Source organism: Paraburkholderia sp. GV068 (genome assembly GCF_003058125.1).
Lineage (GTDB): Bacteria > Pseudomonadota > Gammaproteobacteria > Burkholderiales > Burkholderiaceae > Paraburkholderia > Paraburkholderia graminis.
On sequence record NZ_QBUB01000033.1, the window covers coordinates 1 to 21,318 of the forward strand.

18 protein-coding genes and 2 pseudogenes are annotated in these 21,318 nt (G+C 59.8%); 8 read left to right on the forward strand and 12 right to left on the reverse strand.

Annotation, left to right across the window (positions count from 1 at the left end; translation table 11 throughout):
• Positions 1-216 (forward strand): annotated as a pseudogene (locus C8K18_RS32670) (hypothetical protein); the annotation flags it as partial.
• Positions 217-303: 87 nt separating this feature from the next.
• Here the strand turns inward: C8K18_RS32670 and C8K18_RS32675 are convergent.
• The 6 genes from C8K18_RS32675 to prs all read right to left on the reverse strand — a co-directional run bounded on the left by C8K18_RS32675 (position 304) and on the right by prs (position 6,012).
• Complete coding sequence (locus C8K18_RS32675) at positions 304-1,233, reverse strand: SUMF1/EgtB/PvdO family nonheme iron enzyme (RefSeq protein WP_107711037.1); 930 nt, start codon at positions 1,231-1,233, stop codon at positions 304-306.
• Positions 1,234-1,431: 198 nt separating this feature from the next.
• Entirely contained in the window at positions 1,432-1,605 is a 174-nt protein-coding gene (locus C8K18_RS33480) for a hypothetical protein (protein ID WP_165919896.1), read from the reverse strand.
• Positions 1,602-2,507 carry an SUMF1/EgtB/PvdO family nonheme iron enzyme gene (locus tag C8K18_RS32680; protein WP_132384652.1) on the reverse strand — a complete coding sequence of 302 codons (906 nt, stop codon included), beginning with the start codon at positions 2,505-2,507 and terminating at the stop codon, positions 1,602-1,604. The genes C8K18_RS33480 and C8K18_RS32680 overlap by 4 nt, the downstream gene beginning before the upstream one ends.
• A gap of 194 nt (positions 2,508-2,701) precedes the next feature.
• Complete coding sequence (locus C8K18_RS32685; protein ID WP_132384653.1) at positions 2,702-3,373, reverse strand: hypothetical protein; 672 nt, start codon at positions 3,371-3,373, stop codon at positions 2,702-2,704.
• A gap of 85 nt (positions 3,374-3,458) precedes the next feature.
• Positions 3,459-5,174 (reverse strand): nicotinate phosphoribosyltransferase, encoded by a 1,716-nt coding sequence (locus C8K18_RS32690; RefSeq protein WP_107711040.1) that lies wholly within the window; start codon positions 5,172-5,174, stop codon positions 3,459-3,461.
• Positions 5,175-5,196: 22 nt separating this feature from the next.
• On the reverse strand, positions 5,197-6,012 hold the full coding sequence (gene prs / locus C8K18_RS32695) for a ribose-phosphate diphosphokinase (protein WP_107711041.1): 816 nt from the start codon (positions 6,010-6,012) through the stop codon (positions 5,197-5,199).
• 123 nt (positions 6,013-6,135) lie between these two features.
• Between prs and C8K18_RS32700 the strand changes: the two genes are divergently transcribed.
• The 4 genes from C8K18_RS32700 (at position 6,136) to C8K18_RS32715 (ending at position 9,236) form a co-directional block, all read left to right on the forward strand.
• A complete protein-coding gene (locus C8K18_RS32700) occupies positions 6,136-6,843 on the forward strand; it encodes an NUDIX domain-containing protein (RefSeq protein WP_107711042.1) in 708 nt (235 codons plus the stop codon).
• Between the two features lie 460 nt (positions 6,844-7,303).
• Entirely contained in the window at positions 7,304-7,891 is a 588-nt protein-coding gene (locus tag C8K18_RS32705) for a hypothetical protein (RefSeq protein ID WP_258196249.1), read from the forward strand.
• A gap of 100 nt (positions 7,892-7,991) precedes the next feature.
• On the forward strand, positions 7,992-8,381 hold the full coding sequence (locus C8K18_RS32710; protein WP_107711043.1) for a hypothetical protein: 390 nt from the start codon (positions 7,992-7,994) through the stop codon (positions 8,379-8,381).
• A 309-nt stretch (positions 8,382-8,690) separates the two neighbouring features.
• Positions 8,691-9,236: a serine/threonine protein kinase gene (locus C8K18_RS32715; RefSeq protein ID WP_107711044.1), complete on the forward strand. Its 546-nt coding sequence runs from the start codon at positions 8,691-8,693 to the stop codon at positions 9,234-9,236.
• A 571-nt stretch (positions 9,237-9,807) separates the two neighbouring features.
• Here the strand turns inward: C8K18_RS32715 and C8K18_RS32720 are convergent.
• Positions 9,808-10,890: an SUMF1/EgtB/PvdO family nonheme iron enzyme gene (locus tag C8K18_RS32720; protein WP_107711045.1), complete on the reverse strand. Its 1,083-nt coding sequence runs from the start codon at positions 10,888-10,890 to the stop codon at positions 9,808-9,810.
• Between the two features lie 495 nt (positions 10,891-11,385).
• Positions 11,386-11,673, reverse strand: a complete 288-nt coding sequence (locus C8K18_RS33485) for a hypothetical protein (RefSeq protein WP_146239976.1) — start codon at positions 11,671-11,673, stop codon at positions 11,386-11,388.
• Between the two features lie 388 nt (positions 11,674-12,061).
• Here C8K18_RS33485 and C8K18_RS32730 point away from each other — a divergent pair.
• A pseudogene (locus C8K18_RS32730) lies at positions 12,062-12,940 on the forward strand (transposase); the annotation flags it as partial.
• A 457-nt stretch (positions 12,941-13,397) separates the two neighbouring features.
• Here the strand turns inward: C8K18_RS32730 and C8K18_RS32735 are convergent.
• The 4 genes from C8K18_RS32735 to C8K18_RS32750 form a co-directional block, all read right to left on the reverse strand.
• Entirely contained in the window at positions 13,398-14,708 is a 1,311-nt protein-coding gene (locus C8K18_RS32735) for an MFS transporter (RefSeq protein WP_107711046.1), read from the reverse strand.
• A gap of 141 nt (positions 14,709-14,849) precedes the next feature.
• Positions 14,850-16,268, reverse strand: a complete 1,419-nt coding sequence (gene pyk / locus C8K18_RS32740) for a pyruvate kinase (RefSeq protein ID WP_107711047.1) — start codon at positions 16,266-16,268, stop codon at positions 14,850-14,852.
• Positions 16,252-17,529: a glycerate kinase gene (locus tag C8K18_RS32745; RefSeq protein ID WP_258196250.1), complete on the reverse strand. Its 1,278-nt coding sequence runs from the start codon at positions 17,527-17,529 to the stop codon at positions 16,252-16,254. The genes pyk and C8K18_RS32745 overlap by 17 nt, the downstream gene beginning before the upstream one ends.
• A gap of 236 nt (positions 17,530-17,765) precedes the next feature.
• Positions 17,766-18,860, reverse strand: coding sequence for a tartrate dehydrogenase (locus C8K18_RS32750; protein ID WP_107711049.1), 1,095 nt, complete (start codon positions 18,858-18,860; stop codon positions 17,766-17,768).
• Positions 18,861-18,968: 108 nt separating this feature from the next.
• Between C8K18_RS32750 and C8K18_RS32755 the strand changes: the two genes are divergently transcribed.
• Positions 18,969-19,907: a LysR substrate-binding domain-containing protein gene (locus C8K18_RS32755; protein ID WP_107711050.1), complete on the forward strand. Its 939-nt coding sequence runs from the start codon at positions 18,969-18,971 to the stop codon at positions 19,905-19,907.
• Between the two features lie 688 nt (positions 19,908-20,595).
• Positions 20,596-21,033, forward strand: coding sequence for an SET domain-containing protein (locus tag C8K18_RS32760; protein ID WP_029970715.1), 438 nt, complete (start codon positions 20,596-20,598; stop codon positions 21,031-21,033).
• Positions 21,034-21,318 lie beyond the last annotated feature (285 nt).

Here is a 21,318-nt window from a genome sequence, read left to right on the forward strand (position 1 = left end):
ATGTGGGCCTTCGGTGGGCTGGGTATCCTGGCAATCCTTGGCGCGATTGCCTACCGGATGTCACGCAAATTCATGGGCTTTGTTGGCCTCGCCGAAGGCATTTTCCAAGCGTTTGGCTGGAAGAACGTTAGGGACATTGATCTGCCAGCGATCACCAAAAAGAGCAAAACATCAGGTGAGCCCGGTGCGCTTGGGATTCTCTATTTTAGATATTGATAGTGCGAGACATCGCCGGCGGGTCGAAATGGCGGCTCTAATAGATTGATGCGCAACGAACTTCGGTGGGTAGCGTCGAGATATCCGCTATTGCGGCCGTGAGCTTTCCAGCGCACAACGGAACGTATAGATCATAAAGAATGACGGTACGGTCTTTCCTCCGTTTTCGGGAATCAGATGTCCCGCTGGCTCCGAACCGTAGCGATACATCGTCATTGCGGTTTCATCGTTGCCACCTTCGGCTCCGCGGATCACCTTCTTCGTGCCCGACGCCGGCCCTTGTGGATTTTTCGCCGGTGAGTTCGCGTAGTAATCGGCACGGAACCAGTCGTTCACCCAGTCACGTCCGTCAAATCCCATATCGAACAGCCCGAGCGGATTTGCCGGATATTTGCCGACCGGATACAAAAACATCTGGACAAGTCCAACGTTCGGAGCAAGTTTGTCTGCGATCGTGTCTCCGCTGGGGAAGTTACGATCGGGCTCGTATTTGCCGTTGTCAGTGGCAAAGACAACGTTCTTGCCACCTGAGCGGGCAGCATATTCCCACTGCGCTTCGGTGGGCAGATCGACGGGCAAGTTGCTCTCATTGCCCAGCCATTGACAGTAATCCTTCGCCATCTGCCACGGCACACCAACGGGATGCGTCGGAACTCTGTACGAGCGCGGTATTTTGTCCTGCGGCCACGAAGACTTTCCCGTAGCAGCTGTGTAAATGTCGAAGTCGGCGTATGTGACCTTGTACTTGCCGATAGAAAAGCTATCGAGCGTCACCGTATGAGCAGGTTTGTTTTTCTGCTGCGACGAAAAAGGGAGTTTCTCCGGCGTCACTTGCGGACCGAAGTCTCCCATTGTGAAGGTTCCGCCCTTCACGAAGACCATATCGGCAAGCGATTTTTTAACAAGCGCTTTGACTTCGGGCGATTGACCGGTTTGGCTGCATGCTGGAAGGCAAAAAGCTGGTATGGCCAGCGGGACCACTCTGAAGATGGAGCATTTCGTGAAGGACAAACCCATGCGATAAATCTCCGGACTGATGGCAAAGAAATTATAAATTCGATCTGGCGGGTTCGGATGTTTGCAATCGCAACGAGTCTAAGAGACGGAACAAAGGCAGCTATGCCCGCAAAGATCGCGCAAAGTCGTCCAGCGTCGATCTGCATGGAGCCACGGCGACAAAGCGACCAGCCGGCGCATGGTCTAAAGCTATGCCACCTAGAGCGAATCGGGCATCTGCACGGCGCAGCGGAAGGTCAGGTTGATGGCCGAAGGCCACAGCACTCGTCCACTCTTGAGTTTGATGACATAGCCGGCAGGTGGCGCCTTATAACGGTAAACCGTCATGGCTGTTTCGGCGTTGTCGCCTTCCGCGCCACGAATCACTTTCATAGTCCGCTTGCCGGCCCTGTGGGATTTTTAGCCGGCGAATGCTCATAGTAGTCGGGCGCGAACCAATCGTTGATCCAGTCACGTCCGTCGACACCGATGTCGTAGAGTCCCAGGGCATTCGGTGGATATTTACCAACCGGGTAAATATATTGGAAGACGACCGTTTCAGGCGTGTACTTCTCCTCGATCGTATCGACTGATGGCAGGTTGTGATCCGCTTCGTACTTGCCGTTGCTGGTTCCGAAAATCAGCAGCTTGCCGCCCGAGCGGGCAGCGTATTCCCATTGGGCTTCAGTGGGCAGATCGACTGGGGCGCCGCTTTGCTTGCCGAGCCACTCGCAGTAGTCTTTCGCCATCTGCCAGGGAACACCGGCCGGGTTATCGGCGACCCTGTATGGCCGATCCGCCTTATCGTGTGGCCACGACGGTTTGCCGGTAGCCGTCGTATAGACATCGAGGTCGGCGTAGGTGACCTTGTATTTGCCGATCGAAAAGCTATCCAGCGTCACCGTATGAGCAGGCTTGTTTTCCTGCTGCGACGTAAAAGAGAGTTTCTCGGGCGTCACTTGTGGACCGAAGTCTCCCATCGTGAACGTTCCGCCCTTCACGAAGACCATATCGGCAAGCGATTTTTTAACAAGCGCTTCGACTTCGGGCGATTGGCCAGTTTGGCTGCATGCAGGAAGGCAAAAAGCCTGTACGGCGAGCGGGATCGCTCCGAGGATGGAGCATTTGGTGAAAGACAAATGCATGCGATAAACGTCCGAGGCGGATGGCAAACAGATTATAAGTTCGATCTGGCTATTTCCGATGTTTGCAATTGCGACGGGTTTTACGACAGACGGGGTAAAGGCGGATATACCCGGCGTGATCGCTGCATCGTCGCGCGCATATTGATCCACAAGGAGCTACGGCAATAAAGCGGCCGGGCAGCGTTTGAACCAAAAGGGGATTGCAAAGAGACAGGAGCGGACGTGCAGATTATTCCGCTGCGGTTAGGCCAGCTCATGCCCGAAGAACAGCACGGCGATGAGTTGCGCGCATTCAGATCGCTATGTGCCTCTAAAAAAACGCGGCCAACGCAGCGGCCGACGGGTCATACGATGGAACGCCGACGCCCGAAGCAGCGACTGTCGTAGTCAATAGGAATGCCCCGGACCTTCGCAATAGCTGTCGCGACGCGTGTGTCCAAGCCGCCGAGGCTGAGCTGCCGTCCGTCGATCAGTGAAAAATCGGTGACAATTGCGCCGCGACCAGCCACCGTGCAGGCGATCGCGGACAGGGCGCTTATCGGATAGGTGTCTGCGTGCAGTGAGAAAAACGTCCTCTGCACGATGGCTGTCGGAGTGACGATCGTATAAGTATTCATGCCTAGTAGGCCAAGCACAAACACCGCGAGCGTCACGGCGGACAAACGGAGACAAAGCAGACGCCAGCCTTCACCGGTTCCCGCCCCGGCCTCCGTGCGTCGTTTTCCTTTCCTGCGCTTGCGGTATTGCTCCAGCGCATCGGCCAGCAGTGACGGAACGGCCAGCACATAAAAGAGCACCAGTACATTATTCGGCCAGACGTTGACGATGCTGTTTGAATCGAGCCGGATGTAGCGGCCTGCGGGAACGTGGATAAACATCAATCCGCTGAGCCAGCGAAGTACTTCGAGCACCGCCCAGGTTGACGTCAGGAAGGCGCCGACCGCCCCCAAGACCAACACCGCAAAAATCACGGTCTTCAACCGGCTTTTCCAACTGGAGGCGGTAGCTTGCTGCATGACGGGGTTCTCTATCAGTGATTTTTTCGCGGCTGGTTGTACCTGGTGACTGCCGACGCGCTCAATGCCGGAGCGACGACCCAAATTAATCCCAATCGATCGAGCCGGGCGCCGGGCAGGTCCACGACGCCCTCAGCCGGTCCCGGATCTCGGCGAGAGACTGGCGGACCAGAAGCTCGCCGTTGCGAAAGACCGGCAGCAGCGCGCCACCTTCGGCCTCTTCGACAGTCTGTTGCTCATAAAGCACGAAGCGCTCGCCTTCCCTCTCGACGCGCAACAGTCCCTTCGCCGACTTCTTGGTGCCATCGTCGGTTGCCGGATCCTTGTAGATGGCCACCGATTCTCCACCGACCTCCGCATAGATCGCCTTCATTGCATAGCCGAACGTATCGCGTGAGAGCATGTTGTACGTGTAGGAACCGATGCCCAGCACGAAGTTGCAAGACGCGAATCCTTTCGCTGCGAGCCGGCGCATGATGAGGACCGCGCGCTTGAGCGTCAGGCTATCGCCATAAATCAGCCCGACGTGCGAATCGAGAACCTTGTATCCCTTTGCTGTTGTGGTGCCGCCGTAAATGTCCCAGAGACACTCCACCGCGCCCTTGCGTTCGGCCTCGGTGACGTAAAGGCCGGCTTCGTCGCGAACCTCGTAACGTCCGTCGGCGAGCATTGCCGGCTTGCGGTCGGGACCGCAACGCAACTCGTCGTCCGTGTAGCCTGTCAGGATCTTCACGGGGTCGCCCGAGTCCGGACGGAACACCACCTTGCACATCCCCAGAGCATTCGGTTTGCGTGCGAGGATGTCGTCCTTCAACTCCTTCGCAATGACGGTCATCACGTTCCAGAAGTCGAACGTGTCCGAGACGATCGACACCATGCCTTCCGGATAATCACGCGAGACAAACTCTCGGATCACCTCGCGCTCGGCGAGCCGCCGCAGGGCCTTAGGCTCAATATCGGCATTTGCCGCGTCGCGCGCCAGACGCTGCTGGGTGAGCAGGATGCGCAGCGCCATCACACTGTGCTCGGACGCGGGAATCGAGCCACCGACGATTTCCTTGTCAGCGTCGGCAGCATAAAAGTCTTCGGCATAGTCGATTGCCGGAATCGTGTCGGTGCCGAGGAAAGACAGCAGGTGGCCGGCGCCGCAACGCATTGCGTCGTGCACCCCGCTCATGCCGCGCATTGAGAAGTCGTGACCCTGCCAGTCGACGAATTCTTCTGGTGCGCCGGTCAGCTTTGCAAAATACGTGAGAAGCTTGCGGAACTCAAAAGCGACGGTTGCGACCGTCGACGGCTTCCAGACTTCACAACTGAACAGCGTTTCGAAGTACGTCGCCACCCACGGGAAATCCTCGTGCGTATTGCTGAAGAGTACCGGCGGAACCTTGATGTCGACGCGCGAGCCTTCCGGCAGCGAGCGGATTTCGAGCGGAAGGTAGCCAAGCTCGTGCAGCGCTTCAAGGTGATCGGCCGGCACAGCGTCCGGACCCAACGCCGTATCCATGCGACGCTTGAACCTGCGCACGGCCTGCGCCTTCGACGTAGCGAAAAATTCCCTGGTGAAGAGGTCCATCAGGTATTCGACGATGAAGCCCTGCAGTCCGAACCAGACGACCTTGTTGTCGAACAGTTGCGGAAGCACCGGCGCGTACTTCGCCGAACGGGGCGTGAAATTCGCTACGAGCTTCGTAGTCTCGCGCGGGTACATGAACGGGTGGCCGGTCTTGTAAAAGTCGGCGAGGCAAAATGGAACGAGTTTGTTTTTCTCGAGTGTTTCGGTGCGATCAGGTGCGTTCATTTGAATTCTCCAGGAGGCGGTGTCAGACCACTTCGCAGCGGGTATCGCTGGTCCAGTTGTTTCGCGTAAAGATCGTCTCGTAGTGCTCGGCGAGCGGACCGAGCCCCTTGCTGAAAATGCCGTGAGTCACGTAGAGATACAGCGGCCGGTCGATGTGTTGTTCTGACTGCCGCTTCCTGAGCGCCATCGCCAGTTCGGTAAACGTGCGGCCTCCGTCGCAGATGTCATCGACCACCAGCAGCGCGCAGTCTGGCAGGTCGGCTGCGATCTGTGTTCCGGTGATAGCGCCTGTACGGGTGTTGCGAATCTTTTCGGCGAACACGGCTTGCACATCGAGTGCGCTCGCGAGCTTGATGACCCGCTTGCGCGCGCCGGCGTCCGGTGCCACAAGAGCGACGTTTCCGAGTCGTTCCACGATGAGACGCATCGCCGGCACCGGATCCTCGATCTCGACCTGATCGAGCAGGGCGGAGACGACATCGCTGTGCGGGTCCTGGATCACGACGCGCTCAAAGCCCTGCGCATTGATGAGCTGGCAGAAGACCTTGGCGCTCAGCGCCTCGCCCGCGTTGGCCACGCGGTCCTGACGGGCATAAGGAACGTAGGGCATGCAGAGCGAGATGGGCTTGCCCGGATAACCGCGACGCAGTGCATCGGTGACCATCAGCAGCGCCATCACGGTGTGCGAATCCTGTACGTGCGCGTGCACCTGCAACTCGTCTGCCTGCACGCCTAACCCGACGGTTACGTGAACTTCGCCGCCTGGAAACTGCAGCGTCCTGAGTTCAAGTGGCCGGCGTCGGTCCTCGGCGCGGGATACGGCGAAAATCTGGATCATGGCTGAGTTCCTCACTTTGTCGAGTTTCTCGACTAATGGTGCGCAGTATAGCCCGACTTAGTTGATAGATTCAACTAAGTATGCAAAAATAATATTTAACGTTTCGCCGACAGGAGTCCCAGCATGTCCGACAGCTACCCGAAGCCAGATGTCAGCGTGGACGTCGTGCTGTTGACGCTTGTCGAAGGCAAGCTGCACGTCGCGCTTCACGTCCGCGCAAAACGGCCCGACAAGGGCGCGCTTGCGCTTCCCGGCGGACAGGTGCACGTCGACGATGAGCAGGAGGTCGATCTGGAGGCGACGGCGTACCGCGTGTTGCGCGAGAAGGTGGGGCTTGTACCGCGGTACCTTGAGCAGTTGCGCACTTTTTCCGGCCGCGATCGGGATCCGTCGCGCGGCTTCACGGTCTCGATCTCACATGTAGCGCTCATACCCTACGAGGAACTGAAAGCCGCCGGCGATGGGGTCTTTCACTTTTATGGCGTTGACGATCTGCCGAAGCTCGCGTTCGACCACGCCGCGCAGGTCGCGGAGGCCGTCCAGCGGCTCAGGAACAAGGCCAGTTACTCCACGCTCCCTTGCTGGCTGTTACCTGAAGCTTTCACGCTGACGCAGCTTCAGGTGGTCTACGAACAGATTTTCGGCGAAACGGTGAAGCGCGGAACATTTCGCTCGCGACTCGGGATCAAGGTGCAGGATGTCCGCCCCGGTGAAGCTGTTGACGAAGCCCAGATCCTGGTGGCAACCGACCAGTTTCAGGGTGGCAAGCAGCGTCCCGCCCGGCTTTTCAAGGTCAACCGGCTAAGCTTGTTCAGACGAGCGTTCTGGTAGGTACTCACGGGAGGACGATGATTGGCCCAATTCAAGAAGCTGACCGGACTGATGGATTGACCGCTCCACGGTAGGCGGTACAACGTCGGTTGTTGGCGCAGCGATGGGTGCGAACAGACGAACGAATCGGAATCGTACCTAACGCGTTTGCTCGACGGGTCGCCAGCCTCCTCAACCGTTTCGGACGCGGGACGAAGGAAGAGAAAACCGCGACCGGAACACGGAGTGTTATTGGACTCAGACAGTCGGATAATGGACAATTCGAGTCCGGATTAACACCCCCGTCATTTGAATGCCGGCCTACGGGTTGCGAACAGGTCCGGCTGGATCGGAAAGGTGTTTCCCCGCAAACTCGTCAGTAACATCTTCGCGGTTTTTTGCAAAGGCGCGTCGCCTGGCGCAGCCGATCTCAACACGAGCCGCAATTGACAGCCCGTCCATCCGATATGCATGGAGCAAGATGACGATAACCAGAATGATCAGGCGCACGACGACAGCCCTTGTTCCGCTCGCCGCGGCTGCGGCGCTCGCTCTGTCAGGAGCGAGCAACGCGGCAGTGATTGTGCCAGCAGACCGATGCTTCACCGCGTCCGATCTGGAGGGGTTACAGCGCGGCTTCTTCCAGCACTTTCCCGATGCGGATGCCTTCTTGCAGTACGCGGACAAGGAGCGTTTCAAGTTGCTCACAAACGCCCCGGAGGGCAGACAACTGGAGAATGACCGCAGACCAGCGCGCGAGAAGATCGCCTGGCTCATCAGCGTCTTTAGCGATTACCGCGAACTGTTCTCACACTTCGCGTTCCAGAAGCCGTATTTTACTTACATGGTCGGGCAATTGAGGGGCGCTGCTGCATCGGTGGATAACCTGCACACCCGTCAGCGTTTCCCCAAAAATGAATGTGTGCAGGAAGTCAACTACGACGTGCCAGCCGGGCCGTGCGTCGCGTCGCAAAGGCTCACCAACCTTTCCATCACCTTTGTAAAGGATGAGCGTCCGTTAAGGTTGAGCAGCGTTGAAATGTTCTTCAACGCATGCCGCTCGAAATGAGTCGCCACCGGAGCCTGCGGTTATCCGCGCGAGCTCGCGCGCGGCAGGAGCCGGCGACGAGCCCGGCACGTCGGGGCCGGACGGCCGCAGGCGTTTGACGATGCCTTCGAAATGGCTGAAGTGGATGTGGGTCATTGGCGCGCCGCCGCTCGTGGCATGGTATCTCTGCCGTCCGGTGATCGTTCTTCACTTCTCGGCACAGGCGCGCGAGCCGGTAGCTTACATCCTCAACGAGAACGATCGCATAACGCGCCGGCAGCTCGCGCCTGGTAAGGCAGAGCGTTTCCATACGCCGATGTTCGCTCCTCGCGACGCGTGGATAGAAGTCAGCATGCCGCTCTCCAGTGGCGAGGGCGTGACGATCAGGCCGCCGTATAGCCGCGTTGACGTGTACATCGACCAGTTTGCGAAGATCGAGCGAACGGATGTGCAGTACGGTTTCCTTGATCGCTTCGAGGCCAACGCTACAGGTCGCGCAGGCACTCAATAAGTTGCCTCGTGTACGGCCGGGCACAGCCGCTGAGGTAGAACCATTACGCGAACCGTTGAGAGAAAGACGGCCGTTAGTGAGTCTCTGAGCGATTAATGGATAATTCCGGGAGTGGGGCGCCCGTCGCCGCACAACACATCAGTGCCTGCCAGATCGAAGCGAAAACTCATTCACTCATTCGTCCGCTCCGTCTATTATGATCACACCGGGGAAATAGCAGGATTTCCGGGTCCGCTGGTGAGAGGCGTATTTCCGGCGTGCCATCCAGCAATCCAGCTTCTCAAGAACCAACCATGGATCGTAGCGCCTATGAGTGACAATATCGTGTGGGTCGTGGATGTCGATGCAAGCCCGGAAGAGGCGCCCGTTCTCGCTAAACGCGGCATCGCATGGCTTGTGGCTCATTCGATCCTGCAACCGGTGCCCGAGCACGACGCTGCGCTCGGCAGCGGCGACCTGTACCGTCCCGGGCCGGCAGCGGCAGAATGGTCCGAACAGCTCATACCTGACAATCTGTGGTGCGGTGTCGAGCTTGAAACGCAACGCACGGTATTTCATTCGGGCCCGGGGCCGAACAATGTGCGCTGCCCTCACTGTCGTGCCTCCCACTCAGCGGACGAGGTGCCATGGGGCGACGCCGTCAGTGCGTGGTTCTCCGAAGAAACAGACGACACGCTGATTTGCCCGACATGCAATGGTCGCGCACGCATCATCGACTGGACGTTCCTCGAGCTCGACTGGGCGTTTGGCAATCTCGGCTTCGGTTTCACCAACTGGATGATTGCGCCGCGCCTGGCTGGGAAGCTTGGCAAAGTCCTCGGCCACCGGGTCAAGGTGGTTCACCAGCATATCTGAGGTGCTGCCCGGGCGCGTCGCCAGCCGGACGCAACCGGCAACCGGCCACTATCCGCGCCTCCGCCGAACGCCTGCGTCATGACCGGCATCGCTACTGCACATCCATCTGGCATATGAAGGCACTACTTTCTGCTGCGCCTCTCGTTGTCCCGCCGTTAATTGCAGATGCGGAAATCGCTCATGGCTCTCTGTGCTTTGGCTCAGAGGGGCAAAAGTCGGCTAACTTTTGAATACAGCTTTACGACGATTCGACGACGAGGCTGTCTTTGCATTTCCTTGTGAGCGCGGAACCCGTGCCGTCGAAGAGGAGTTCGATATCGACGGCCATATCGGGGATGAGCGGCGGCCAACCTCGGGGAGCTGGTTGACGTGACCGGCGTTCACCGTGTGGCCTGAAGTGCAAAGGTGGCTGCGCGAAGCGCCGCCGCGCGACCCGGGTATGGCAGCCACCACCAAGAGAGTCGAGAAACCCGGTTCGCCAATGACTTCATTGGCCAGGCAACTTGACGAAAGTGAGGCGGTAATTGCCGATCCGTAAGGACAGGTGTCCGTGTTACAGATAACCTGCATTTCACTGACCTGCTGGGGAAGCCTCGTTGAGCACGCATCGAAACCCGAGATCGCCCCTCACAGTATCGGGCGCGAAACCGGAGCGATCGATGACGAGTCGCGTCCGGCTGTCGGTGGCGTACCGGACGCTGCGAACGTTGCCTCCCTCCGGACCTCGCGGATCGTGCGCCACGGCGTGGCTATAGTAGTTCTTGTCGAACCAGTCATAAGTCCATTCCTTGCCGCGGCCAAACACGTCCGACACGCCGAGCCGGTTGTCGCCGTAAGTGCCCACCGGTCGGCTGATCAATGGCTCCGGACTGGTGCCGTTCTCTTCCATCCTGTCGATGATTTCGTCGAGCTGTTCGACGTTGTACTTACCTTCGATCACCGGCACCGCAGTACTCGGAATCACCCACAACTCGCCACGCGAACGCGCCGCGTATTCCCACTGCGCTTCGGTCGGTAAATCGACCGGCCGTCCCACGAGCTTGCCAACCCACGAGCAGAAATCGCGCGAGCGTTGCCACGTCACGCGCGCAACGGGGTAGTCCGGAAAACGGAACTCGAGATGTTCGCCTTTGCTGATCGACACCGGCGGCAAGTCGTTGGCACGCGTGTAGAGGTCGTAGTCAGCGTAAGTGACGCGATGCTTGAAGATGGAATAGCTGTCGAGCGTGACGTCGTGCGCCGGCGCGGCGCCGTCGTTAGCGGAATAGGGCAGTTTTTCCTGTGACTTCTCCGGACCGAAATCGCCCATCAGGAACTGTCCGCCCTTGACGAAAACGAGTTCGCCGCGCACCTTCTCCCTGAATTTCAGAAGTTCTTCATTAGAGGGCGGTGGCAGTGACCTGAAATAGTCCTGCAGGATGCGAATGGTGTCGTCGTACGGCTTGCCGCGTCCCCAGTTCAGCACCATGCTCAGCGGTTGCCATGTCTCTTTCTTCGGCGACGGCGTCGTAATCTCACGGATCAGTCGATCCTTGTCTGCGGGTGCGTCCACGTCGACTTTCTGCGCAAAGGCGCTGCCCGATAGCAGCAGTGATGTGACAACGACCCATAGCGCACGCGAATTCTTTCGCTCCAGATGAGACCGGTAAGCCATGCAGTACAACTCCTTTGTTCCTTATTTAACCGGTGACTGCGCTCAGGCCATTTGCGACCCGTCGCCAGCGGTAGTTTCTTGGATCCATCCCGGGGAGCGCGGTTCCCTGCGGCATCTGGTATGCGGCCGAATCGTTGAAGACTAAGCGGGAACCCGGCGCCGGATCGACATGCATTCCCGGCGTGATCCCCGGGCTCGTATTGAAACTTTAGCCGGGGCCGACGGTGTCGAAAAGGGCGCCGTGCGCAACCGGGTCCTTGGAAGCTGCGACTCGCTTGCTGAAGGAACTGCCGCGCCGTCTGCCGGTGCTGTCGTCGTAGAACTGAGGGGGGACGACTTCATGAGTGCAGCGATGGAGACCGGCGCACTGAAGGCGCCGGCTTTCTACCGACGACCGCGCCGGGTTAGCTCCGCCCATTCCCGCACCGCCTGCGAGAACAGTCCCAGCGCCGTCGGTGGATGCCTGTTCCTGGCATAGTAACCGGTACACAGAGTTCACCGACAGTGGCGAGGTGATAGGAAGCCACCTCCGGCGGTTTTCCCACCTGTTGCCCCGCGATCATCGCTGCCATCCGGCGGCACACCTGCTTTTTTTCGCAGTTGATATTTCGTCTGAGAAAACGGAAAAAAGATATGTGGATGAAGACCGATGAGCCGGCCGCCATTGACCTGCACCATTCGATCTGCGGTGGAGACTCGAGGCGCCATCCCCTCCGCGCTGGCAGCGAGAAGGCGTGCAGCGGAAACGATAACAGCATGCGCATTTGAGGCAGGGAGCATCATGAAGAACTCAATGCATGGACAGTCACTGGCATGAAGAACGCCCCACTTATGCTCCCGGCAAACGCTGGTACCGATCAGCGTTTGCAGCGGGCCGAAGCCGAGGTGCGTCGGCTAACCAGGTGCATCGAGATCAAAGACCGGCAGCTGCGCCAGTTGCGCGAGGCACTTGCGCATTCGGCGACTGTTCACTACTCATTCGAATATCGCCTGCAGCGCGAACTCGATTCCCTGCGAATCATGTTGCGCTGCAGGGAGTCCCGGGAGTCCCGGGAGCGCAGGGGCAGGTTTGCAGGTGACCAGCCAGAGGAGGGCATCGTCGTGAAACTACCCTACGTAACGTCGACACTGTCGGTCATCTTTGATGCGATGCGTACATTCTGGGCGGACTGTCAGCGCGATTGCGTATTACAACAAGGCCGTCATCTACGGGCTGGTGTTCGACATCGCGGCCGAAACGTTGCGTACCATCGCCGCTGATCCGAAGCATCTCGGAGCGCAGATCGGTGCCACGCTCGTCCTGCATACGTGGGGCTCGGCGCTCACACATCATCCCCATGTGCATGGCATCGTTCCCGGTGGCGGGTTGTCGCCGGACCGAAGCCGGTGGGTAGCGTGCAGGCCGGGCTTCTTCCTTCCAGTGCGCGTACTCTCGCGGCTGTTTCGCCGGCGCCTCCTCGAAGAACTTGAAGTGACCCATCGCCGGGGGCTGTTGCGATTCTTCGGCGAATACGCCGGGCTCAACGACGTCGCCGCCTTTGCCAGGTGGCTGGCGTCAATGCGCGCATCCGAGTGGGTGGTGTATGCCAAACGCCCGTTTGCGGGACCCCAAGCGGTGCTCGCCTATCTGTCGCGTTATACGCACCGGGTCGCGATCTCCAACCAGCGCCTAGTCGCGCTCGACGAACACGGCGTTACCTTCCGCTGGAAGGACTACCGCGTGGACGGACGCACACGCAACAAGACCATGACGCTCGAAACAGATGAGTTCACGCGTCGCTTCCTGTTGCATGTGCTACCTGGCGGTTTCCACCGCATCCGCCATTACGGTCTGCTCGCGAATCCATCGCGGCGCGCGAATCTCGCGAAGATACGCGAGTTGCTGGACGGAGCGCCTGCCAGTATCGGCCGCAGTGCCAACGACATCGCGACAGTCGCAGTGTGGCCAACCTTCGTTTGCCGGCACTGCGGTTCGCCGATGATCATCATCGACATACTCCAGCGCAGCAGACCTATCCGGGCACCACCTGTTGAGCGAGCCCACGTATGAATGCCATCGAGTCAGGATGCACACATCGACTGTCGGCTCTTCGGCAACGAGAGCCCATAGGAGACGCTTGCGCCTACGATTCCAAACGGGCGGTTTGGCGCTCGCCGCGTTGGCGTGATAGCAACGCCCAGCGGCGTCGCTGCTACGATCGCGGTTGCCCAGGTGCACATTTACCCGCGTATATATCCGCCGTGCCCTCAATGGGATCGAACAAATCGCCATAGCGGTGAAAGGTTCAAACCATGTCGGAGCACTCCGCGGTTTCCTCCCTTGGGGCTTGTAGGATGCCTGCCCGCTGGCGTCTGGGCGAGTTGACGCGCCGACGGATCAGGGCAGGTGTCCTACAACCCTAAACAAAAAGAGACGGCCGTCGGCGAAGCGTCGAACGGCCGCTTATGAGCCACCAGGTATGTTTACCCACCTCCGCAACCGCCCATGGGGCGATGCGTGTACAAGCTCAGTGGCCGTGTCGCTCGCCGGCCGAGACCGGTTCCTGCCTCGATTGCCGGCTCAGCATCAACGTGACAATGGCAGACACTGCCAGCGTCGCACCGACCGCATATAACCCTGCCGAGTAACCGCCAGTCACATTCTTGAGCCAGCCGATTGCGAAGGGACCGACGAAGCCCCCCAGATTGCCGACCGAGTTGATCATAGCGATGCCCGCAGCTGCACCGGCACCCGAAAGGAACATACTCGGCATCGCCCACAACGGCGCTTTGGCCGCGCTGATTCCGATGTTCACGATCACCAACGCCAGGATGATCATGAATGCGGTGGTGGCGTTACCGGCAAAGACGAATCCGAGGCATGCTAAGACACAAGGGATGACTACGTGCCATGTGCGCTCTTCGGTGCGGTCCGAGTGCTTTGCCCACAAGATCATCGCAATCACCGCGAGGATGCTCGGTACGCCTGCCAGCAGCCCCGTCTCGAACGACCCGAACCCGTACTGCCGGATGATCAGCGGCGCCCACAGGCCAAGTGTGTACAGGCCCGCCGACGTGCCGAAGTAGATCAATGCGAGCGCCAGAACCCGCGGATCGCGCAAGGCGCTGAGCGCACCGGCGGTATGGCCGGCATGCGACTGTTTCGCGTCCGCTTCCATTTTCAGTTTCGCGATCAGCCATTCGCGTTCTTCCGGTTGAAGCCATTGCGCTTTTGCTGGCGTATCCGTGAGGTACTTCAGGACAAAGAAGCCGAGAATGATCGCGGGTACCGCTTCGAGAATGTAGAGCATTTGCCAGTCAGCCAGTCCGGCAATGGGCGGCAGCTTCATTATTGCGCCGGACAGCGGCGAGCCGATCGCCGTTGAGATCGGGGCGGCGGCCATGAACCATGCCGCTGCAACCGCACGCTGACGCAACGGGAACCACAGGCTCAGATACAGGATGATGCCGGGGAAGAAACCTGCTTCGGCCACCCCCAGGATAAATCGCAACGCGTAGAAGCTGTTTGGTCCGACAACAAACGCTGAAGCAAACGATACGATCCCCCACGACACCATCACCCGGGCAATCCACCGGCGCGCACCGACCTTGTGAAGGATCAGGTTCGATGGCACTTCGAACAGGAAGTAGCCGATGAAGAACAGTCCGCCGCCGAGACCGAAGGCCGTCGGCGAGAGGCCGATGGCCTTGTTCATTGAGAGCGCGGCGAAGCCTACGTTGACGCGGTCGAGAAAACTCACGAAATACAGCAGCATGACAAACGGAATGATCCGCAGCATAAGCTTGCGGGAAACCCGGCTTTCGAGATCGGAAATCATTGTCTCCTCCTTGGAGGCTTGAGCAGTGCTCTATTCAGAAACGGAGTCGGCGTGCGGCGCGCCCGTGGCCATGAGATGCGGCTCTTGTCTCGTCAGGCGCGCGTGCCGTTAACACGCTTGGCTAATAACGCATGCGAGACGTCACTGGATCTGCGCGATGCGCAGCAGGTTCGTGGTGCCTGGCGTGCCGAACGGCATCCCCGCCGAGATGACGACTGTCTCTCCCTGTTCGCCGAATCCTTCGGTTCGCACGGTCTGACACGCGAGATCGCTCACTTCGAGCACGTCGACGACTTCCTTGCACAGGACGGGGTGCACGCCCCACACCAGTGCAAGGCGACGAGCCGTGCCCTTTTGCGGCGTCATCCCGACGATCGGCGCGTATGGACGTTCGCGCGCCATGCGCAGCGCGGAATAACCGGAGGTTGTGTAGGCAACCGTCGCCACCGCGTTTAGCAGACCGGTGACATGTCGCATCGCGTAGCCGATTGCATCCGACGTGTTGGCACGCGGCGCGGCATGCGATGCGGCGATGACTTCCCTGTAGTAGGGATCGCGTTCTGTCTGCAAGATGATGAGATCCATCATCCGCACAGCTTCGACCGGGTATTTGCCGCTCGCCGATTCGGCCGACAGCATGACGGCATCAGCACCGTCGTAGATGGCGGTGGCGACATCTGACGCTTCCGCGCGTGTGGGCACGGGTGCCGCAACCATCGATTCAAGCATTTGCGTTGCGACGATGACCGGCTTTCCAGCTTTGCGACATGCGCGCACGATGCGCTTCTGGATCGCGGGCACCTGTTCAGCCGGCATTTCGACGCCAAGGTCCCCACGCGCGACCATCACGGCGTCCGCCTCCGCGACGATGGCATCAAGACTGCCGATCGCCGCCGGCTTCTCAAGTTTCGCCACGATGCCCACGCGATCACCGACGATCTTGCGGACCTCGACAATGTCCTCGGCCCGCTGCACGAACGACAGCGCAAGCCAGTCGATGCCCAGCGTCATGCCGAACTCCAGATCGCGACGATCCTTTTCGGTGATTGCAGACAGCGGCAGCACAACATCCGGAACATTCACGCCTTTGCGCTCCGAGAGCGGGCCGCCGACGACGACCGTTGTTTCCGCGAAGTCGGCGCCACAACGTTCGACTCGCAACTGCACCCGGCCGTCGTCGAGCAAGAGGTTTGTCTGCGGCTTGAGAGCCGCGAAGATCTCCGGATGCGGCAGCGACACACGCGCATTGTCTCCGGGCGTTTGTGCCGCGAGATCGAGCCGAAATGGAGCGCCTTTCTCCAGCATGATGGGACCGTTGGCAAACGTGCCGATCCGCAGCTTCGGGCCTTGCAGGTCGAGTAAAACGCCGATCGGGCGGCCCACGTCATCTTCGATCGAGCGGATGACGTCAAGACGTCGTCGGTGATCGTCATGCGTGCCATGGCTGAAATTCAGCCGGAACACGTCGGCGCCGGCATGAAACAGCGCTTCAATGGTTTCGCGGCTGGTGCTCGCCGGACCCAACGTCGCGACGATTTTCGCATTACGGTTGCGGCGCATCTTTAAGACTCCCTGAAAGATCGCCGTGCTGAGCGGCAATGAAGATGGCACGAAAATCGTTGACGTTGGTCAGCGTCGGCCCGGTGATGACCGAGTCGCCCAGTGCCTGGAAAAAGCCGTGTGCATCGTTGTTTTGGAGGCGCTCCGCCGGACGGATGCCGCATTCGCGGGCCCGTTTCAACGTGTCCGGTCGGAGCAACGCGCCGGCGATTTCTTCCTGACCGTCGACGCCGTCGGTGTCGCCCGCGATGGCGAACACTCCGGGCTCGCCGTTCAGCGCAACCCCGAGTGACAGCAGGAATTCAACGTTGCGGCCGCCTCGCCCATCGCCGCGAATGGTGACGGTTGTTTCGCCCCCGGAGAGCAGGATGCAGGGCGCCCGAAAGGGCTGGCCCCGCCGGTTCACCTGCCTGGCAATGCCTGCCATCACCGCCCCAACATCGCGGGCTTCGCCCTCTATGGCGTCGCTGAGGATGTGGACGTCGATTCCCGCAGCGCGCGATTTGTTCGCCGCAGCTTCGAGCGCGAGTTGGGGCGTCGCGATCAGATGGGTTTCGATCTGTGGCAGACGCGGATCATCCGGCTTCAGCGTTTCCGTCCTACCGCTTTCCAGCAAGGCGATCGCTGCGGGTGAAGCGCAAATTTCATAGCGGCGCAGAACCGCAAGCGCATCCGCGCACGTCGTTGTGTCGGGGACGGTGGGGCCCGAGGCGATGTCCTGCGCGGCATCGGCTGGCACATCTGAGATGATCAGGTTGACAACGCGCGCTGGATAGCTGGCCGCCGCAAGACGGCCACCCTTGATCGCCGACAGGTGCCGGCGCACGCAATTGATTTCGGCAATCGTCGCGCCACTTGCAAGCAACGCCTGGTTAATTTCCTGTTTGTCCTGCAACGTCAGGCCTTCGGCCGGAAGCGGCAGCAAAGACGAGCCGCCACCAGAGATCAGGCAAATGACAAGGTCGTCGGCCGTCAGGCCAGACACGAGTTCCAGCATGCGTTGCGCTGCCTGCAGACCGTTCAGGTCGGGAACGGGATGCGCAGCCTCGACGATCTCGATCCGGTCACTCGGCACCGCATATCCGTAACGGGTGACGACGATGCCTTCAAGCGGGCCCGTCCAGTGTTTCTCCACTGCTTGCGCCATCGCCGCTGATGCCTTGCCCGCGCCGACGACAATGGTGCGCCCGCGCGGCGGATCAGGAAGGAAACGGGGCACGCGACGCGCGGGCTGTGCAGTCGCAATAGCGGCCTTGAACATGTCCTGCAACAGGCGCTCGATGTCAAGTTCGCTATTCGCGGCGTCGCCGATCGGCAGGGCGAGGTCGAAGGTGGTGGTCTTCATCTCTTCGCTCCAAAAGAAAGAGACCGCCCTTGTTCGAGGGAAGTGAACATCTTGTCTCCTGCGTTTTATTCGGCCCGCGCGGGACGAGCCGGGTCACGGCCGCCGGATGGCACGCCGTGCACATCAGGCTCCGCTAGAGCCGCCAGCGAGCCCTACGCCGCGCTGGTTGCAGGTGCTGCCGCTTTCTCGATGAAAGCGCAAACGGCTGCCGTCACCTGGGCGGTCGTTGCCGTGCCGCCAAGGTCGCCGGTATGCAGCGACTTGTCGGCGGTCACGGCTTCGACTGCCCGCATCACGCGCTTCGCTGCGTCGAATTCGCCGAGATGTTCGAGCAGCATGACGACCGACCAGAAGGTGCCGACGGGATTGGCGAGACCTTTGCCCATGATGTCAAAGGCGGAACCGTGAATCGGCTCGAACATGGATGGATAGCGGCGTTCCGGATCGATGTTGCCGGTCGGCGCAATGCCAAGACTGCCGGCGAGCGCGGCCGCGAGATCGCTGAGGATGTCTGCGTGCAGGTTGGTGGCAACGATCGTGTCGAGGGTGGCCGGGCGGTTGATCATCCGGGCGGTCGATGCGTCGACCAGTTCCTTGTCCCATTTGACGTCCGGGAATTCCTTCGAGACTTCGAGCGCGATTTCGTCCCACATCACCATCGCGTGACGCTGCGCGTTGCTCTTCGTGATTACGGTCAGCAGTTTGCGCGGACGGGATTGCGCGAGTCGGAACGCGAAACGCATGATCCGTTCGACGCCGGCGCGCGTCAGGATCGACACGTCTGTCGCGGCTTCAATCGGATGTCCCTGGTGGACGCGGCCGCCGACGCCGGAATACTCGCCTTCCGAATTTTCGCGGACGATGACCCAGTTGAGGTCTTCCGGTGTGCAGCGCTTCAGCGGTCCATCAATGCCCGGCAGGATGCGGGTCGGCCGTACGTTGGCGTACTGGTCGAAGCCCTGGCAGATTTTCAGGCGCAAGCCCCACAACGTGATGTGATCAGGAATGTCCGGGTCGCCAGCCGAGCCAAACAGAATCGCGTCCTTGTTGCGGATGGCATCAAGACCGTCCGCCGGCATCATGACGCCATGCTTGCGGTAGTAGTCGCCGCCCCAGTCGAAGTTTTCAAAATCGAATGCGAACGACTTCGTGGTCTTTGCAAGTGCTTCGAGCACTTGTGCGCCAGCGGGCACAACCTCTTTGCCGATGCCGTCGCCAGGGATGGTTGCGATGCGATAGGTTTTCATGTCTCCGCCCTTCAGGTGTTGTGAGTGTGAGTGAACTTTACCTATCTGTGCACGCAAAAACCGGTGCTAAACTTAAAGCATCTTTAACATGAATTCACAGGTGGAGTCGTGAGCGACACCGTCCAGCCGTCCGATCTGAGTTTTTTCTCCACTCTCGCCGCCTCTGGCAGCCTGAGCGCCGCGGCTCGCGAACTAGGGCTGACGCCGGCGGCGATCAGCAAGCGCCTGACGCAGATGGAAAATCGGGCGGGTGTAGCGCTGATCAACCGCACGACAAGGCGGATGATGTTGACGCCGGAAGGCGAGCTTTACCTTGAACATGCGCGTCGGATCCTCGACGAGATCGACGAACTGGCCGAACTGCTCGGAACGGCCAAGAAAAATCCAAAGGGGCTATTGCGGGTAAATGCTACGCTCGGCTTCGGGCGCAGCCATGTCGCGCCAGCGATCTCACGGTTCGTCGCGAAGTATCCTCAGGTATCGGTCCAGCTTCAGCTGTCGGTCACGCCTCCACCGCTGACCGACGACACCTTTGATGTCTGTATCCGGTTCGGCGAGCCGCCTGACACGAGAGTGGTCGCCCGGCGTCTCGTTGGCAATCGGCGGTTGCTCTGTGCTGCGCCCTCGTACATTGCGTCGCGCGGAGTGCCGACAACGGCGCATGACCTGACGCGGCACAACTGCATCGGCATTCGTCAGGGCGACGAAGCTTACGGCGTATGGCGTCTGTCTTCGGGCCGGGGCGCGTCACGCAAGACGGAAGCGGTGCGAATCAATGGCACGCTGACAACGAACGATGGCGAGATTGCCGTGAAATGGGCGCTTGAAGGACACGGCATCCTGATGCGCGCTGAGTGGGACATCAGGCAGTATCTGGCCGATGGCTCATTAGTCCTCGTCCTGCCGGACCACGATACACCGAACGCCGATATTTTTGCGGTGTATTCGCAACGACATCAGATGTCGAATCGCATTCGCGCGTTCGTCGAATTTATCGCACAGGATCTTCGAAGCGAAGCGGATGAGAGCGCGTTAAGGGTACGCTGATAGTCGAAAAACGGACATTCGAGTGAGGTTGCTGAGTGACCGTTTGTGGTCGGTTACGGCCCCCGGGGGCGACGTGCGGTTCATGAGTTCCCCCGCGCGTCGGCATCGCGCCGAGCGCGGCCACGATGAGCCGTCCGAGGTCAAGAATCGACATCGCGGCTCGTCGCCTCACTCTCGCTGACATCAATCCTGAGACACCACGGCATCTCGCCGACTCCAGGAGAGAACAACGCGCGGTCATGCATTCATCGACTATTCTCGGCATGGAGCGTGCAAATCATCGACGGACCACTGATCGCAAATATGCTTTCCATACTTGCCGGCGAGAGCCCGTCCGTCTATGTGGTGGCGCGCCACATCAGCTTGCGGCGCGACGGTGACATGGTGTTCTTCGATGACATGGCGAGTTCCTTTTCACGGTTAAGAGGCCCGCATCCTCACGAGTCGGCGGCGACGAGCGAGCTATTCGCGACTGCAGCAGCAAGGCGAATTCCTGAGTCGAACATGTTGTGTCGGCGTGATGAGGCGCGTACGCACATGACGCAACCGATGATGTACGCTTACCGACTTAGAGAGCTTCATGAGAAAGATTTGTCTACGACCGTGAGGCGCGATGGCATCGTCGCCGGCCGAGCGGCCGTGGCTCTCCAGAATGCGTCGATAGTCCTTCACACACGATCAATCAACGATGAGAAGAATTTCTGTCCGTCGCTCGAGCGTCCATGGCCGCGGCGTGTTTGCGCTGAGAGCGCTGCGCGCCGGCGAACTCATCCTCGAATACACCGGTACGGTCATGGCCTGGAAGCATGCCGTAAGCCGCCATCGCCGATTCGGGGAGGCGGGCCATACGTTCCTCTTTGGTCTTTCCGATGGGCGCGTCATTGACGGTTCGCTTGGCGGCAACAGTGCGCGCTGGCTTAACCATGCCTGCGTCGCCAACTGTGAGGCGGTCGAGTCCGACGGAAGGGTCTACATTCAGGCAGTGTCGAATATCAAAGCCGGCGACGAGCTGTTTATCGCATATGGACTCACGACGGAGGGCCGCGCTTCAGCCGCAGTGCGGGCCCAGTATGCGTGCCGCTGCGGTCACCGTCGATGCCGCGGAACGATGCTCGCTCGCGTGTGACGCAACTTGGCCTCGGTGCGGGGATTGCCTGAAACGAAGGCCGGCCGTCTGGCTGGAGACAGTATGTGCGAGTGAGCGAAAGCTTGCAGAACACAGGCAGGTTGTTTCCAAAGTGTAAGTGAGAATCTTGCTTTAGCGACGATCGTGAGTACTCCCGCTTTGAACCTTAAGAGAATCTGAAGCATGCCCCTCTACTACCTGGGAAAACGATAAGGACCGCTATGCAACGGAATGCCTAAGCTGTAGCAGCGTCCATTATTTCGTGGTGCGCGCCTGGTCAGACGT